Annotated in this window: 23 protein-coding genes; 20 read left to right on the top strand and 3 right to left on the bottom strand. The window is 45.8% G+C overall.

The features are described from left to right. Positions 1-3: 3 nt before the first annotated feature. The gene (locus RS881_RS06640) at positions 4-360 is read left to right on the top strand and encodes a hypothetical protein (protein ID WP_315820356.1); all 357 of its coding nucleotides are present in this window, start codon (positions 4-6) and stop codon (positions 358-360) included. A gap of 22 nt (positions 361-382) precedes the next feature. Here RS881_RS06640 and RS881_RS06645 read toward each other — a convergent pair whose 3' ends face one another. Then, positions 383-562 carry a hypothetical protein gene (locus tag RS881_RS06645; RefSeq protein ID WP_315820357.1) on the bottom strand — a complete coding sequence of 60 codons (180 nt, stop codon included), beginning with the start codon at positions 560-562 and terminating at the stop codon, positions 383-385. Between RS881_RS06645 and RS881_RS06650 the strand changes: the two genes are divergently transcribed. From RS881_RS06650 to RS881_RS06730, 17 genes are all read left to right on the top strand, one after another. Next, a complete protein-coding gene (locus RS881_RS06650) occupies positions 561-1,496 on the top strand; it encodes a hypothetical protein (protein ID WP_315820358.1) in 936 nt (311 codons plus the stop codon). The two genes, RS881_RS06645 and RS881_RS06650, sit on opposite strands and share 2 nt — an antisense overlap. A gap of 89 nt (positions 1,497-1,585) precedes the next feature. Further along, positions 1,586-1,783: a hypothetical protein gene (locus tag RS881_RS06655; RefSeq protein ID WP_315820359.1), complete on the top strand. Its 198-nt coding sequence runs from the start codon at positions 1,586-1,588 to the stop codon at positions 1,781-1,783. Continuing rightward, on the top strand, positions 1,744-2,718 hold the full coding sequence (locus RS881_RS06660) for a BamA/TamA family outer membrane protein (protein WP_315820360.1): 975 nt from the start codon (positions 1,744-1,746) through the stop codon (positions 2,716-2,718). Before RS881_RS06655 ends, RS881_RS06660 begins: the two co-directional genes overlap by 40 nt. Next, positions 2,715-2,972, top strand: coding sequence for a hypothetical protein (locus RS881_RS06665; protein ID WP_315820361.1), 258 nt, complete (start codon positions 2,715-2,717; stop codon positions 2,970-2,972). Before RS881_RS06660 ends, RS881_RS06665 begins: the two co-directional genes overlap by 4 nt. Then, positions 2,918-3,250 (top strand): pirin family protein, encoded by a 333-nt coding sequence (locus RS881_RS06670; protein ID WP_315820362.1) that lies wholly within the window; start codon positions 2,918-2,920, stop codon positions 3,248-3,250. The genes RS881_RS06665 and RS881_RS06670 overlap by 55 nt, the downstream gene beginning before the upstream one ends. A 31-nt stretch (positions 3,251-3,281) precedes the next feature. Further along, the gene (locus RS881_RS06675; RefSeq protein ID WP_315824379.1) at positions 3,282-3,566 is read left to right on the top strand and encodes a pirin-like C-terminal cupin domain-containing protein; all 285 of its coding nucleotides are present in this window, start codon (positions 3,282-3,284) and stop codon (positions 3,564-3,566) included. A 171-nt stretch (positions 3,567-3,737) separates the two neighbouring features. Continuing rightward, on the top strand, positions 3,738-4,280 hold the full coding sequence (locus RS881_RS06680) for a YceI family protein (protein ID WP_315820363.1): 543 nt from the start codon (positions 3,738-3,740) through the stop codon (positions 4,278-4,280). Positions 4,281-4,678: 398 nt separating this feature from the next. Then, a complete protein-coding gene (locus RS881_RS06685) occupies positions 4,679-5,212 on the top strand; it encodes a YceI family protein (RefSeq protein ID WP_315820364.1) in 534 nt (177 codons plus the stop codon). Between the two features lie 28 nt (positions 5,213-5,240). Beyond that, positions 5,241-5,354 carry a VOC family protein gene (locus RS881_RS06690; protein WP_315820365.1) on the top strand — a complete coding sequence of 38 codons (114 nt, stop codon included), beginning with the start codon at positions 5,241-5,243 and terminating at the stop codon, positions 5,352-5,354. Continuing rightward, on the top strand, positions 5,351-5,881 hold the full coding sequence (locus tag RS881_RS06695; RefSeq protein WP_315820366.1) for a VOC family protein: 531 nt from the start codon (positions 5,351-5,353) through the stop codon (positions 5,879-5,881). The genes RS881_RS06690 and RS881_RS06695 overlap by 4 nt, the downstream gene beginning before the upstream one ends. Before the next feature lie 32 nt (positions 5,882-5,913). Then, positions 5,914-6,174, top strand: coding sequence for a VOC family protein (locus RS881_RS06700; protein ID WP_315820367.1), 261 nt, complete (start codon positions 5,914-5,916; stop codon positions 6,172-6,174). Between the two features lie 12 nt (positions 6,175-6,186). Next, positions 6,187-6,396, top strand: coding sequence for a VOC family protein (locus RS881_RS06705; RefSeq protein ID WP_315820368.1), 210 nt, complete (start codon positions 6,187-6,189; stop codon positions 6,394-6,396). Positions 6,397-6,416: 20 nt separating this feature from the next. Continuing rightward, positions 6,417-7,142: a VOC family protein gene (locus tag RS881_RS06710; protein WP_315820369.1), complete on the top strand. Its 726-nt coding sequence runs from the start codon at positions 6,417-6,419 to the stop codon at positions 7,140-7,142. A gap of 196 nt (positions 7,143-7,338) precedes the next feature. Further along, the gene (locus RS881_RS06715) at positions 7,339-7,896 is read left to right on the top strand and encodes an alpha/beta hydrolase (protein WP_315820370.1); all 558 of its coding nucleotides are present in this window, start codon (positions 7,339-7,341) and stop codon (positions 7,894-7,896) included. 110 nt (positions 7,897-8,006) lie between these two features. Next, positions 8,007-8,795 (top strand): hypothetical protein, encoded by a 789-nt coding sequence (locus RS881_RS06720; RefSeq protein ID WP_315820371.1) that lies wholly within the window; start codon positions 8,007-8,009, stop codon positions 8,793-8,795. Between the two features lie 247 nt (positions 8,796-9,042). Then, complete coding sequence (locus RS881_RS06725) at positions 9,043-9,663, top strand: hypothetical protein (RefSeq protein WP_315820372.1); 621 nt, start codon at positions 9,043-9,045, stop codon at positions 9,661-9,663. Next, a complete protein-coding gene (locus RS881_RS06730; RefSeq protein ID WP_315820373.1) occupies positions 9,549-10,916 on the top strand; it encodes a triple tyrosine motif-containing protein in 1,368 nt (455 codons plus the stop codon). The genes RS881_RS06725 and RS881_RS06730 overlap by 115 nt, the downstream gene beginning before the upstream one ends. A 69-nt stretch (positions 10,917-10,985) precedes the next feature. Here the strand turns inward: RS881_RS06730 and RS881_RS59095 are convergent, their stop codons facing one another. Beyond that, positions 10,986-11,216, bottom strand: coding sequence for a glycosyl hydrolase family 18 protein (locus RS881_RS59095; protein ID WP_350340192.1), 231 nt, complete (start codon positions 11,214-11,216; stop codon positions 10,986-10,988). Then, positions 11,195-11,626, bottom strand: a complete 432-nt coding sequence (locus RS881_RS06735) for a glycosyl hydrolase family 18 protein (protein ID WP_315820374.1) — start codon at positions 11,624-11,626, stop codon at positions 11,195-11,197. The genes RS881_RS59095 and RS881_RS06735 overlap by 22 nt, the downstream gene beginning before the upstream one ends. A 1,453-nt stretch (positions 11,627-13,079) precedes the next feature. Here RS881_RS06735 and RS881_RS06740 point away from each other — a divergent pair. Together RS881_RS06740 and RS881_RS06745 are read left to right on the top strand one after the other, a co-directional pair. Beyond that, the gene (locus RS881_RS06740) at positions 13,080-14,498 is read left to right on the top strand and encodes a glycoside hydrolase family 30 protein (RefSeq protein ID WP_315820375.1); all 1,419 of its coding nucleotides are present in this window, start codon (positions 13,080-13,082) and stop codon (positions 14,496-14,498) included. A gap of 24 nt (positions 14,499-14,522) precedes the next feature. After that, on the top strand, positions 14,523-15,923 hold the full coding sequence (locus RS881_RS06745) for a glycoside hydrolase family 30 protein (protein ID WP_315820376.1): 1,401 nt from the start codon (positions 14,523-14,525) through the stop codon (positions 15,921-15,923). Positions 15,924-16,068 lie beyond the last annotated feature (145 nt).

Here is a 16,068-nt window from a genome sequence, read left to right on the forward strand (position 1 = left end):
AGCGTGGGACGTTTCCATCGCTGGCTCTTTGGTGAAAACTACCGGAAAGATTATGCTACCCCTACCACCTTCCCAGTTATTCGCGTTTCTGAAGTGAAAGGTGGACTGAAGCCCAGCCGCCTGGGAGGTGGCCACCAATCCAAATCATTACGCCTGTTGGATAAGGACGGCAAAGAATGGGCATTGAGAAGCGTTGAAAAATACCCCGATGTATTATTACCCGAAGCCCTGCGCGAAACCTTTGTAAAAGACCTCCTTTCCGATAACATGTCTTCTAATTACCCTTATGGGGCAATGGTGGTACCCCCATTGCCAAACACCTGGGTATCCCTCATTCCAACCCCATCATTGGCTGGGTAGCCCCCGATACCGCATTGGGTATCTATTCCAATACTTTTGCCAATACCTTATGCCTGCTCGAAGAAAGGGAACCACTCGGCAATTCCGACAATACCCCAAGATGCGCCGCAAAATGGATGAGGACAACGACAATAGCTTCGATAGCACCTTGTACCTGCGCGCCCGTATGCTCGACCTCCTGATAGGCGATTGGGACCGCCATGAGGACCAATGGCGCTGGTTGCCCGAAAAAAGACGGCAAAGGCAAAAGATACAAAGCCATTCCCCGCGACCGTGACCAGGTGTTTTATACCAACCAGGGCGTCATTCCCGGCATGGCCAAATGGCGCTGGTTACTCCCTTTCCTGCAGGGTTTCACCAGCAATTACCACAATGTAGAAGGGATTCTTTGGGAAAGCAGGGCCCTCAATGGACGGTTCCTCGTACAGTTCAGCTATGAAGATTGGATGCGCATTACCAACGAATTTGTGGCTTCAGTAACCGATTCAGTCCTGGAAGAAGGATTGAAACGCCTGCCCGCCTCAGCCTATCAACTCCGCCATGATCAATTCCTGAAAATATTCAAAGACAGAAGAGATAACCTGCCCGGGGCCATGAAAAGGTATTATAACTTCCTCAATAAGATCGTAGATATTAAAGTAACCGATAAACATGAACTCGTAGAGATCACTGATGCACCCGGAACTGGCATCACCGTACAGATCAATAAACTGTCCAAAAGCAGGAAATCCGAAGACCTGCTGTTTAAAAAAACCTTTGATCCCGCCCACACCAAAGAAATACGCCTCTACCTTTCCAAAGGCAATGACAGCGTACGCATCAACAGTACCAACAATGACGTGAAGCTGCGCATTATTGGTGGAGAAGGCAGCAAAACCTACCAGGTAGCCGATGGTAGCGGGCGGATAAAACTCTACGAAAGAAAAGACAATGCTACCTATACAGGCCATGTGAACAGACTTCGGAAGCGCCTGGCCAACGACAGCGCCCATACTGGTTTTAACCCTGTTGACCTGTACAATATTACCCAACCCCTCGCCTCCATTGGCCTCAACGTCGATGATGGCTTCTTATTAGGCGCTGGTTTCAGACATGTGCGCAAGCAGGGCTTCCGCAAAAGCCATATACCAAAATAGCACAGTACTCAGGTGTTCAGCAATTACTGGTTTCACATTCCTTCTCCACCGATGCCTTTAAGATCGATTACAAAGGCGAATGGATACAGGTGCTGGGTAAAGCCGGTATCATTACCGAAGCATTGATCAAAGCCCCCAACAATACCATCAATTTCTTTGGACGCGGCAATGAGTCTGAATTTAATAAAACCGGTAACTTCAAAAATACTACCGTACCCGTTTCAATACCTACCAGGCTTATGCAGCTTTGCGCTGGGGCAATAGAACCGGCAGCAGCATCAGCGTAGGACCTGCCGCACAGGTTTACCGTTTTGATGATGAGGGAAATAAAGGCAGGTTCATTGAAAATACTGCCCTGATTGGCTCTTATGACAGCGCCACCATAGCAGATGATAAAGCACATGCCGGTCTTATTGTCAACTACATCAATGATAAAAGGAACAATCCTATTCTTACCGCCTGGGGCTCCTATATTAATGTCCGTGTACAGGGGTTTGCCGGATTGAACAATTATTCCAAATCCTTTGGCCAGTTGATCCCTGAAATAGCTTTCTATATGCCCCTTAATGGCAAAGGTACCATGGTATTGGCAAATCGAATAGGGGGAGCCGTAACAGTGGGCAAAACTACTTTCTACCAATCCGTTACCCTGGGCGGTCATGAAAACCTGTTGGGTTACCGGCAATACCGTTTTTCAGGCGACCACAGCCTGTACAATAACCTGGAACTGCGCCTCAAACTCACCGATATCGGCGGCTATGTATTACCTGGCATCATGGGTATGGTTGCTTTTTATGACATTGGCCGTGTTTGGCAAAAGACGAACATTCCAACAAATGGCACAACGGCGTGGGGGCGGCCTCTTCTTTGCACCGGCACAAATGATCGTGATACGTGCATTAGCTGGCTATTCCAGCGAAGGATGGTTACCTTTCGTTGTAGTAGGAATGAGATTTTAGAAAGCCAGGTACGCGTACTGCCATTTATAGAACAGGCACCCATCACCCCTTATACAATGACCAGGGAAGGAGCACCATGTCAGTTGATGACCTGGCTGTGGCCGTACTGGAGGAGGCCGAAACACCACATCACAGCCGGCAGCGTTTTACCGTGGGGTATTGATGTTCCCCTATCCATGATATATACAACTCTTTCCGCTGTTTGGCAATCATATACCTGTCCGTATATTGTACCTTTGCTCATTCAATCGATTACAATATGAAAAAGATTGAGCATATCTTATATGGCCGTGAAAAAAAGATCACCGAAGAAGAAACCGTAAGGCAGCCCCTTCCACATAAAGACTTCCGCTTTGCCAATCCTTTCATTGTATTACACCATGCAGGCCCTGCAGTAGTAGAAGCAGGCCAGGAGCTACGGATCCATCCCATCCCCATCGCGGCTTTTCACCTTACACCTTCATGCTGCAGGGGGAAGGTTTTCACCGCGATAATACAGGCAACGACGAAACCATAAAAGCAGGCGATGTGCAGTGGATGTTTGCAGGTAAGGGTATTCTTCATAGCGAAGGCCCCACAAAGCAGGTACAGCAAAATGGCGGCGTACAGGAACTCATTCAACTTTGGATCAATGCCCCTCGTGCCAATAAATGGGATAAACCCTTTACCAGTCCGCCAGGAAAGAACAATTACCCCAGGTATTGCAGCAGGAGGGCGTACACCTTCGGCTGGCAAGTGGGGAATATGACGGACAAGCCGGACCCATTCAAAACTTTACCCCCGTTATCTCAGTAGTAGGAGAGATTGCACCGGGCAGACAGGTATTATTTCCTGCTACCCCGGTTATTGGGCTTTATTGTATGTAATAAAAGGAACAGTTCTGGTGAATGATAACGAAACCGTTCCACTTCATAACCTCATTGTTTTTAACAAAGAAGGCCACGGGTTTACAGTAAAGGCCACCGAAGAGGCACAGGTACTCTTTCTCTCGGCCGAACCCCTGGATGAACCCGTGGCTGCCAAAGACAATTACGTAATGAACACACCCGAAGAAATTGAGCAGGCCATAGAAGATTATAAAAATGGCGTATTTGGGCAATTGGATTATTAATTTACCCGATAAAATGTACATATCTTCCCTGCATATATCAATTGATTACATTTTCGCCCAACCATAATTTTGTATCTATAAATCAAAATTTGGCTACAGCCTATGGTCATATTATATTCACTATTCAATGAGGTAGCAGGTATCGTACCCTAAGTATTAAAGGTTTCGTGTATGGAAGAGATAAATAAGGAAGCTGTTTGGGTAATCGACCCCGTCCATTCAAGGATACGGTTCGATACCAAATACCTGTTACTTACACCTGTTTCAGGGTGGTTTGCACAGTTTGAAGGATCTGTAGTATCAACCGAAGATAACTTTAATGCCTGCCAGATTCAATTGACCATCTATACCAACTCCATCTATACCGGCAACGAAGAAAGAGATACCCACCTCAGGTCTGCCGATTTCTTTGATGCTGCCAACCATCCTGTTATCACCTGGAAATCAAATAACGTGATCACCCGGGGTGACCTGCTCGAAGCTACCGGCACTTTGACCATTAAAGGAGTCGAACAAAATATCAGCTTCCAGGCCAGGCATGTAGGCTCCTGTCCCGATCCCATGGGCAACACAAAAGCCGGGTTTACATTGGATACCACCCTGAACCGAAAAGATTTTAATATTACCTGGAACCAGTTTATTGATAAACAGGGACTGCTCCTTTCCGATGAAGTAACACTTCATTGCGATGTGCAACTGCTTAAGCTATCCTGATTTCCTTACCAGCCTGTACACTTCACCCAATAATCCGCCCCGGGCCCCCAGGCAATCTTTTTGCAGTATCCCACTCATTTCCCGATCCCTCAACCTGCCCCCTCTTGCCTTATGCCCGCTTGTTGTATTTTTACTCAAACAACACTGCGCCAAACCCCGTAGCCTCAATGCCCGCTTGCGAAAGAGCTGCCGATCCCTGAAATCAGTACCTGATCCGTATAACCCGCAATTGATCCGTATAATCCCTTTTGATCCGTATAATCAGCGATCAATCAGCGATTCCATAATATGTACAACTCTTTCCGCCGTATAGCTATTCCCTGAACTAGATTAATGTTGCAACTTTGTATAGTCAATATGACAAACAAATAAATTGATAATCAATAAATTAACACAACATGTCAAAGACTAAATGGATACTTGATCCCGCACACAGTGAAATTCAGTTTAAAGTAAAACACCTGATGATCACCACCGTAACCGGTTATTTCAAAAAGTTTAACCTCGAAGTGGAAACAGAAGGTGATGACTTTGTCAATGCCTCTAAAATTGAATTTACAGCCGATGTAGATTCTATTGATACCAACAATGAGCAAAGAGACAACCACCTGAAGTCAGCCGATTTCTTTAATGCTTCCGAGTACAAAGAAATTAAGTTCAGTGGTATTAAATATACCGGTACCAAAGAAGAAGGTAAACTACAAGGCGCATTGACCCTTAGAGGTGTTACCGGAAATGTGATTGCCAATGTTGACTTTGGAGGCATCACCGTTGACCCCTATGGGCAAACCAAAGCCGGTTTTACCGTAACAGGTAAATTGAATCGTAAAGAATTTGGACTGGGATGGGGCGCTGTAACAGAAGCGGGTAATGTGGTAGTAAGCGATGAAGTGAAATTTGCAGGTGAGTTCCAGTTAATCAAACAAGCGTAAAAGAGCCAGTAGCTCATAAGGAGTTTTTATGAACAACAACATATTGGGCTTGCACCATATCACTGCCATAGCAGGTAATGCCCAACGTAATTTTGACTTTTATACCAGGGTACTTGGTTTAAGATTGGTAAAAAGACAGTGAACTTCGATGATCCGGGAACCTACCATCTTTACTATGGCAATGAGGTAGGTACCCCTGGTACCATCCTTACCTTCTTCCCTTGGGAAGGTATTACAGCAGGTTATGCCGGAACAGGCATGGCCACCGGGATCGGTTATTCCGTTCCCACAGGCAGCCTCGACTTTTGGAAAGATAGGTTCGATCAATATAAAGTAAAACAAGAGCCTGCCGGCGAAAGGTTTGGTGAACTGTACCTTCCTTTCCAGGACCCTGATGGTTTGCAACTTAGCCTCACTGTTCCCAAAGCGGTGGATACCAGGAAAGCCTGGACTACTGCCGATGTTTCAGAACAGGCCGCTACAAAAGGCTTTCACAGCATTACCCTGACCCTTAAAAGCATCAAGGGTACAGTGGCTGTGTTAACCGAAATATTCGGGTATAAATTGTTGGAGCAGCAAGGTAACCGGTATAGGTTTATCACAGATGCGGTGGAGAATGCCGCCATCGTAGATATTATTGAAGATCCGCAGGGAAAACAGGTCAGGTAGCTGGTGGTACCAACCACCACGTAGCCTTCCGCGTGGCCAATGATGAGATACTCATGGAGTTCAGGGAAAAGATTGAAAAACGTGGTTTTAATATCACGCCTAAAATAGATCGTAATTATTTCTTCTCTTTGTACTTCCGTGAACCAGGTGGTGTATTGTTTGAAGTAGCTTCCGATAACCCCGGTTTTGCTACCGATGAATCAGTAGCGGAATTAGGGACCAATTTAAGGTTGCCCGCACAATATGAACCCATGCGGAAAGACATCGAAAAACAATTACCCGTACTACAGTAAAACCTTCAGCGAATGGGAAAATTAATAACAGGTATTCATCATGTTACCGCTATTGCCGGAGATGCTCAAAAGAACCTGGAGTTCTATGCTGGCATCCTGGGTGTGAGAATGGTAAAGAAAACAGTGAATTTCGACGCCCCGAAGTATACCACTTCTACTATGGCGATGAAGCAGGTCACCCCGGCAGTATCCTTACTTTCTTCCCCTACCAGGGATTGGTAAGAGGCCGTCATGGAAAGGGCATGCTGAATACCACCACTTTCTCTGTGCCTGCTATTTCACTTGATTACTGGCTTAACCGGTTGAAGAAATTCCGGATCCCCTACAAAGAGCCCGAAGAACGTTTTCAAGACGAAGTAGTAGTCTATTTTGAAGATACCGATGGATTGGGTTTGGAGCTTGTCTTCAATGATAAAGATGCCAGGCCCGCTTATAGCAATGGTATAATACCTGCCCAACATGCCATCAAAGGGTTCTACAATGTGGAAATATGGGAAGAAGGGTATGAGCGTACCGCCGGATTGTTGACAGAACAACTGGATCACACCCTGATAGCAGAAAAAGCTAATCGTTTCCGCTTTGCAGCCAATGATGCGCCCGGTAACTATGTGGATATTATTTGCTCGCCCGATAGCCTGAAAGGACTGGGAGGCAGTGGTACCGTTCACCATATCGCATTCAGTACCCCCGACAGAACCGCCCAGGAGGAAGTAAGGACCAGGATAATAAAACGGATGTTGAACCCAACACCTGTTCTCGACAGGAATTATTTCACCTCCATCTATTTCAGAGAGCCAGGTGGCGTATTGTTTGAAGTAGCCACCGCAGGACCAGGATTTGCCATCGACGAAAATATAGAACACCTGGGCGAAGCACTCAAACTGCCTCCCCAGTTTGAGAAAAACCGTACCCGGCTGGAGCAAACACTTACGCCCGTATCCCTGAACCTGAAAGACTATTATTCTTAATTCAGCAATACCCGGACTGATCTGTGTAATTGGCCATTCGATCTCCCTGTCGCTGGCCTCCGGCCAGTGACGCCTATTTCAAAGCGGCTGGCTTTGTCACAGGTATGTTTTCTCACCTTGAAAGATTTTCAATTATGCATCAGAAAGATATTCTAACAGCAGGAAAGAAATTATCCGAAGCCAAAAGGTTTTGATCATGATCCATGGCCGGGGTGGAACAGCAGAGAATATACACTCCCTGGCTCAACACCTCCACCTGCAAGATTATGCCCTGCTTGCGCCACAGGCCACTGACAACACCTGGTATCCTTATTCCTTCATGGCCCCCTTACAACAAAATGAACCTTACCTTTCTTCTGCCCTTTCTGTAGTGCAGGATCTCGTAAATGATCTCATTGCACAGGGCTTTACCGAAAAGCAGCTCTACTTCCTTGGTTTCTCCCAGGGAGCCTGCCTTACCCTGGAATTTGTTGCCCGCAATGCTTCCCGCTATGGCGGCGTAGTAGCCTTTACCGGTGGATTAATAGGCGACAGGATTTACAAAGACCATTACACAGGCGACTTCAAAAATACCCCCATATTCATAGGTACTTCTGATCCTGATATGCACGTGCCTGTTGAACGTGTTTATGCTACTTCCAACATCCTCAGGGATATGAATGCCAACGTTACCGAAAAGGTCTATCCCAATATGGGCCATACCATCACCCAGGATGAGATCGATCAGGCAAATACCCTCATATTTAATAAATAGTTGCTAAAATCAATCGGTGATCTTTAACTTCATGGGCATATTACAGCATGGCTGTCGGGCTGTTCTTATTCAGGCCCGGCGAAGCCTGTACCTGTTGCCCTAAGTATACTATGTTCAAGATTCGATACGCCATATCACTAATTGCCTTATTGTCCATTGCTCATTTGCCCCTTGCTCAAAATACCATTGGCATACCCGCCATTATAAATTACTCCCGGCAGGCCTACAACGCCGGCAACCAGAACTGGAATATCGGCCAGGATCAAAATGGCCTTCTTTATTTTGCCAACAACAAAGGCTTACTCGTATTTGATGGTACCTCGTGGAGAACTTACCCTTTGCCGGGAGGTACCATTGTAAGATCTTTGGCCATTGGCGACAGCAATAAAATATATGTAGGCGGGCAAGGAGAGTTTGGTTACTTCGCTCCGGCAAAGAATGGCGAACTGGTATATACCTCACTCAAAAAACTGGTTTCCCAGCCCGGCAATGATTTTGCAGATGTTTGGAATATCTGCATCTGGCAACAACGCGTATTTTTTCGATCCAATAAAAGGATCTTCGAGCTGGAAGGCAATGTAATTACCGTACACAAAAGCATTGATTGGGCATTCATGGGTATTACTCCTGCTGGCCTCATTGCCTGGGAGTTTACCAATAAACTGGTTACCTATAATAGGGGTGAATGGCAACCCATTATCAAAGTGGGAGCCTTACCTGACGATGTACGCCTGACTACCGTTTTACCCATTGGCAATGATAGCACCCTGCTATGTACCCTCAATCACGGATTGTTCCTGCTTAAAAAAGATACCGTTTCCAGGTTCGACGCCCCTGGTATAAAAGCATCATTGGCAAAAATATCTACAGCGCTTGCCTTTTGTCACCCGACCGGATAGCCCTCGTAACCAATATTGTAGGTTGTATTGTCATCAACAAACGAGGAGAATTTATCCAGCGGTTCTCTAAAAAGAAGGGATCCAAAGCAACAATATATTAAGCATCAAATTAGACCGCGATAAAAACCTCTGGCTGGGCCTCGATAATGGCATTGACCTCGTTACCTACAACAATGCTATCAAGAACATTTTTCCTGATGGGGAAGACAGAAATGCTGGTTATGCATCCATTTTTCACAATGATCAATTGTACTTTGGCTTATCTACCGGACTTTACAAAGTAAACCTCCCGTCCGGTAATAAAGATTTTAGCTATTCCACCGGCACCTTTGAATTTGTTCCTAAAACAGAAGGGCAGGTATGGGGCCTCTCCTCAGTCAACAACCAACTACTGCTGGCCCACAATAGGGGAGCATACCAGGTAGAGAATGATAAGATCAGCGTGATTGACGATAAAACAGGTTTCTGGACCTTTAAGCCATTGTACAATACCCTGCCATCGCCCGTAATCATTGCAGGCACCTACAACGGCATCAACTTTTATAACTATAACAACGCCGGCTTTACCAATCCCGTCATTCATGCCCAATTTGAATCTGCCCGTTATATAGCGATTAATAAAGACACGATCTGGATAGCCCATCCCTACAAAGGCTTATACAAAGTAGCTTTCAATGCCCAGGGACAACCCTTTGCCATCAATTACCAGGATAAAAAGGCATCCTGTCGGCCAACCACAACCACCTGTACAAATTGGGTGATCAACTGGTACTCACCTCCGATAATGGCATCTTTGAATACAACAATACCGAAAAGGATTTTATTAGATCAGCTTCCCTGGAAAACCTGTTTGGGGCTGCTCCCTTAAGCTACCTGAAAGAAGACCAGTTTGGCAATATTTGGTTTTGCCGTGATAAAAGAGTTGGTATAGTCGACCGGTCGGCTAAAGAACCGCGCATCACCTACATTGCCGAAATTGATGACAAAGTAATGGGCAGTGGTTTTGAGAACATTAACGTGATCGATAGCAACAATGTGCTCATTGCTGCCGAAAAAGGGTTTATCCACCTCAACTACGCGCAGTACAAAAGAAATATTCATCCTTTACAGGTACGCATCAGGATCGTGCGGTCTGTCACTCCAAAAGAAGGCCTCATTTTTGGCGGCTATGGAAACACCATTGCTACCACTCCGGGGCCCCTCATTCAATACAGCGATAACTCCCTCCATTTTGAATGTGCATCCAGCGTTTATGGACAGGAACAAAATACCGAGTACAGTTACTACCTCGAAGGTTTTGATAAGGAATGGTCACAATGGATCAAAAAAACAGAAAAAGAATATACCAACCTGCCAGAGGGTGATTACACCTTGCAGGTAAAATGCCGCCAGTCGGCCGATAATGAATCCGCCATCGCAACCTGGTCATTCCACGTATCCCCACCCTGGTATAGAACCTGGTGGGCTTATCTGCTCTTTGCCTTTTTACTCTTCGGCTTACTGTATATCTTCTACAAACGCCAGCAGGAAAAATACAAACGTCTCCAGCAGTTGAAACTGCAGGAGCAACAGCGTAAGTATGCCGAAGAACAAAGCCAACTGCAGGTACAGCACGAATTGGAAATTGGCAAAAGCGAAAAGCAGATCATACAACTGGAAAATGAGAAACTCGAAGCTGAAATAGGTCACAAGAATGCCGAGTTGGCATCATCCGCCATGAGCCTTGTCCGCAAAATGGAAATACTATCCCGCTTAAAGGAAGACCTTGTACAATACAAGAGCAGCAGTGGTACCGACAAGGGCAGTAAGGAATTTCAGAAGATCATGCGCGTGCTCGATAAAGAACTGGATCACGATGGCGAGTGGGAGCAATTTGCCAATCACTTCGATACTGTTCACACCAATTATCTCCGCAAGCTCAAAGAGCGTTGTCCGGAGATCACCGCCTCTGAACTGAAACTCGCGGCCTACCTGCGTCTTAGCTTATCTACAAAAGAGATCGCCCAACTGATGAACATCTCCATTCGCGGTGTGGAGACCAGCCGTTACAGGTTACGGAAGAAATTGGGCCTGGCCAATGAGGTCAACCTTTTTGACTACCTCATCTCCATTACCCGGTAGCTACACCAATCACACCACCCGCCACGCGTCTGCTACAAATACCTATTGATCGCATTCAGTAAATATAACTTAGGGTCCGAAGAGTACTCCCAGAACATGACCCCGCCCAACTTGTGTTTTTACATACCGGCATTTATACTTCACAGAGCGCTCATTGTCAAAAGAGGCAAACTTTTTCTCTTCCGCATTGAATAAGTAAGGAGCCTTGGCCTTCTTATCCCAGTATTCCTTGAAACCTTTCTTATTTATCAGGCTGTCTTTAATATAAGAGTAGCCACCTACCCTGAAGGGCCCATTGATCTTTGCTTGAAGCCGTTATTGTCAGTATTGCCTACTACACCTCCGCGCCCATAGAAAGCGAGCCCTACTACCAGCTTGTGTGCCGGAACACCGGCGGCCATATAAGTGGTTACCGATTTATGGGCTGAATTTTCCTTGTCATAATCCGCCGAGGGAAATAAATTGGTATGATGCCCTGCTTCGTTATAACTAAAATCATACGTCATCAGGTTCACAAAATCCAGGTATTCCTGCGCTTTTCCCATTTCCGTATGTTCCAGGAATTTGGGGGAACCCGCGGTAGCCGTTGTCAGCAGGTAATAACGGCCCGTTTCCTGTTGCAGCTTCGTCAGCTCTTCCCGGATCGCCTGGAACATTAGCGTATTATTTTGCTTGTCTTCCGGGCGAAATACATTCCCGTCACCTTGCATGCCCGGGTACTCCCAATCAATATCAACCCCATCCAGCTTATATTTTTCATGATGCCAACTGAAGAGATCGCAAATGCCCGGCGGCTCGTATCAGTGAGTACAGCGTCGGAGAAATTCTTACTCCAGGTCCAGCCCCGATGGAGATCAATATTTTGAGATCAGGATTTTGTTCTTTCAATAAATTCAGCGTCCTGAAATTCACCGTATCCGTTTTCTCATTCGTCAAAAGGCACGGTTATGTTGTACATCTACAAAAGCATAATTAATATGCGTGAGCTTCCTGACATCAATTACCGCCGTATTGACAAGCCCCCTGTAACCGCCTACATAACCAATCACTACAGGTTTGCTGGCAATAGGAGTTTGACTTTGAACAAATGCGGAAATCGTTAAAAAAGAAAAAGGATAGCAAGCGTTTTGATCATAGAAAGCATTTTAGCGTATCGTTATCTGGTTAAATTATTTCTGGTCAATGTACCACACCATTATCCGGTGCTTGCATTCGCCCTTAGTTCAATGTCCTTCAGTTTAGATGTCTACTTTTGTCTTGTAGCTTTTCTGTCTTTCCGACTTCCGGACTTTCTGTCTTCCCGACTCTTTTTGTCTTGTAGCCTTTCTTCAAGGCTTTCTGTCTTTCCGACTTCCGGACTTTCTGTCTTCCCGACTCTTTTTGTCTTGTAGCTTTTCTTCAAGGCTTTCTGTCTTTCCGACTTCCGGACATTCTGTCTTCCCGACTCTTTTTGTCTTGTAGCTTTTCTTCAAGGCTTTCTGTCTTTCCGACTTCCGGACATTCTGTCTTCCCGACTCTTTTTGTCTTGTAGCTTTTCTTCAAGGCTTTCTGTCTTTCCGACTTCCGGACTTTCTGTCTTCCCGACTCTTTTTGTCTTGTAGCCTTTCTTCAAGGCTTTCTGTCTTTCCGACTTCCGGACATTCTGTCTTCCCGACTCTCTGCCGCCCAGAAAATAGCATTCCGGAAAAGCCTCGTATAAGCCCTGTTCTCAAACCAGCGCCATATACCATAACCATCAAACTCATCCAACAAGCCGGCATGGTGAAACCCTTGAACCCAATAAAAAACAACTTGATGAATTTTCCCATTCCTTTCAAATTACAGTGCCATGAAATTACAGGTTGTAATGTCCCGATCAGCCGCCAGCGTAGCAGGAGTATACCTGGCGTAATAATAAATGGCTGATAGTCAATGTTTAATTTTTAAACTGTAGTGGTTTTGGCGTAGTATTAAATTTGGAGTCAACCCTTGTAAATCAGCACTTTTGACCTTTCATTGTTCAAGCTGTTGTAAGCAGGATAAATCCTGTTGTCAACTCCCGGGCCCCGGTCGTCAAAAGCGAATGATTAATCCTAATGGATGCCGGAATTTTGAAAGCCTGGATTGTATCAGTTTACAGAAACTGAATGCCCTTAGATCACTTAAAAATTTATAACTAGCCAGATGAAAAGAATGCTTGCCTTGTTATTGGTCCCCGCTTGCCTGTTTGTGCAGGCACAGAAAAAGGTTACCGTTTATACCACCGCCAGCCAATCTGAGCTGCGCCTTTCACAAAATGCCCAGCTATCCTTTAAAGAGTTTAAACAACCACTGGAGACCCAGCCTTGCGTATTTATCGATCCTGCCAACACATTTCAGTCTTTTATAGGAATTGGAGCAGCACTCACTGATGCGTCGGCCGAAACCTTTGCCAAACTGCCCAAAAACGAACAACAGGAACTACTTCGCGCTTATTTCGATAAAGACAAAGGCATAGGCTACACCCTGGCAAGAACTACCATTCATAGCTGCGATTTTTCCAGTGGCAGCTATACCTATGTCAACGACAATGATACTGCACTCAAATCTTTTAGCGTAGCACACGACGAACAATACCGCATTCCTTTTATTAAACAGGCTATTCAGGCAGCGGGCGGAAAACTCACTACCTACGTAAGCCCCTGGAGTCCTCCCGCCTGGATGAAAGACAATAACAATATCATCCAGGGCGGTAAGTTAAAACCGGAATCAAGACAACAATGGGCCAGCTACTTTGTAAAGTTTATCAAAACCTATGAAGCCAAAGGCATACCCATCTGGGGCTTATCCGTACAAAACGAACCCATGGCCAAACAAAGATGGGAGTCCTGCATTTTTACCGCCGAAGAAGAACGTGACTTTATCAAGCAATACCTGGGTCCTACCTTACAAAAACAAGGACTGGGTAATAAGAAACTCATCGCCTGGGACCATAACCGCGATCTCCTGTATCAACGCGCCAGTGTTATCCTCAATGATAAACAAGCTGCTAAATATGTATGGGGCATTGGCTTCCATTGGTACGAAACCTGGACCGGCGGACCCATGCAGTTTGATAACCTGCGTCTTGTTAACCAGGCCTTCCCAGGTAAGAACCTCATCTTTACCGAAGGTTGTAAAGAGAAATTCCATATCGACAGCGTCAACAATTGGTCCCTGGGCGAAAAATATGGTTACTCCATGATCAACGATTTCAACAATGGTACCGTAGCCTGGACCGATTGGAATATCCTCCTTGATGAAAAGGGAGGCCCTAACCATGTTGGCAACTTTTGTTTTGCCCCTGTTCATGCCGATACACAAACCGGTAAACTTATTTATACCAATGCCTACTATTATATAGGCCATTTCTCCAAATTCATTCGCCCCGGCGCCAAAAGGATCGGCGCTTCTTCCAGCAGGGCCCAACTACAAACTACAGCATTTAGAAATACAGATGGAAGCATCGTGGTAGTGGTGATGAATACAACAGATCAAAACCTACCCTATCATTTGTGGTTGAACGGCAATGCCGCAGCTACCGAATCCTTGCCCCATTCCATCAGCACCCTGGTTATAAAATAATTGATCATACCCAACCACATAGTAATGATTACAGCCTATAAAGCAATTGGATTAACACTTGTATTGGCAGCGGGTTTACAAACCTATGCACAGAAAGGACCAGTGGATGTATGGCTTACCGATCCTGATAATAATATACTTTTTCAACAACAAGCTGCCAAACCTGCTTTTACTTCAAAAGCGGCTGGTCAATCAGTAATCACTGTCGACGATGGTCCCAGGTTCCAGCGGATAGATGGTTTTGGCTGGGCCTTAACCGGCGGCAGCGCCGGCCATCTGAAACAAATGAGCCCTGCCACAAGAACCGCCCTCTTAACTGAATTGTTTACCGCCAGTGCCAACAATATTGGCGGTAGTTACCTGCGCCTGAGCATTGGCGCTTCTGATCTCGACGAAAAAGTTTTCTCCTACAATGACCTGCCCGACGGACAAATAGATACCACCATGGAACATTTTGACCTCGGCCATGATCGCATTGCAGTAATACCCATTGTAAAAGAAATACTGGCACTCTTCCCCAAGATCAAGATCATGGGCTCTCCCTGGTCGCCACCCGTATGGATGAAAACCAATAAAGACACAAGGGGAGGAAACCTGAAACCCGAGTACTACAGCGCTTATGCAACCTATTTTGTAAAATACATCCAGGCCATGAAGGCCGAAGGTATCCGCATAGATGCCATCACCGTACAGAATGAACCCCTCCACCCCGGTAATACGCCCAGCTTATTGATGCTGGCCCCTGACCAGGCTATTTTCGTTAAGAACCACCTGGGCCCTGCCTTTAAAAATGCCCGTATTGACACCAGGATCATTATTTATGATCACAATGCCGATAAACCCGAATACCCCATATCGATCCTCAATGATCCTGAAGCCAAAAAGTACATCGATGGATCAGCCTTTCATTTATATGGCGGTAAAATAGAGGCCTTGTCAAAAGTCCATGAAGCACATCCCGATAAGAACCTTTATTTTACCGAACAATGGGTGGGCGCTCCCGGTAACCTCAAGCGGGATATTGCCGAACATGTGCGCAACCTCATCATTGGAGCTTCACGCAATTGGAGCCGCACAGTAATAGAGTGGAACCTGTCTTCCAACTCCCGGTTAAAACCACATACCGACCGTGGCGGCTGCGATCGTTGTCTGGGTGCTGTTACCATTGATGGAGATACCGTGAAACGCAATCCTGCCTATTATATCATTGCCCATGCCGGCAAATTTGTACGTCCTGGTTCCGTACGAATTGCTTCCAATATTACGGGCAACCTGCACAATGTAGCGTTCAGGAACCCACAGGGCAAAACCGTACTCATTGTACTTAATGATGGTAAAGAAACAGCCAGCTTTGAAGTACAGTATAAAAAGAAAGCATTTTCTTCAACACTCAATGCCGGGGCCATCGCCACCTATATCTGGTAAGCCTCTCTATTGTCACCCCGGGCTTGTCGAAGGGGGACGAAAGTAGCTGTAGGGCGACCCACCCATACAGAACGACCCACCCTGGTAAAACGCCCTGGTTTTCTAAAAAAACGTTAACCCTGATACTTATGTTTAGACTGATCTC

The organism is Paraflavitalea speifideaquila (assembly GCF_032395985.1).
GTDB classification, from domain to species: Bacteria; Bacteroidota; Bacteroidia; order Chitinophagales; family Chitinophagaceae; genus Paraflavitalea; species Paraflavitalea speifideaquila.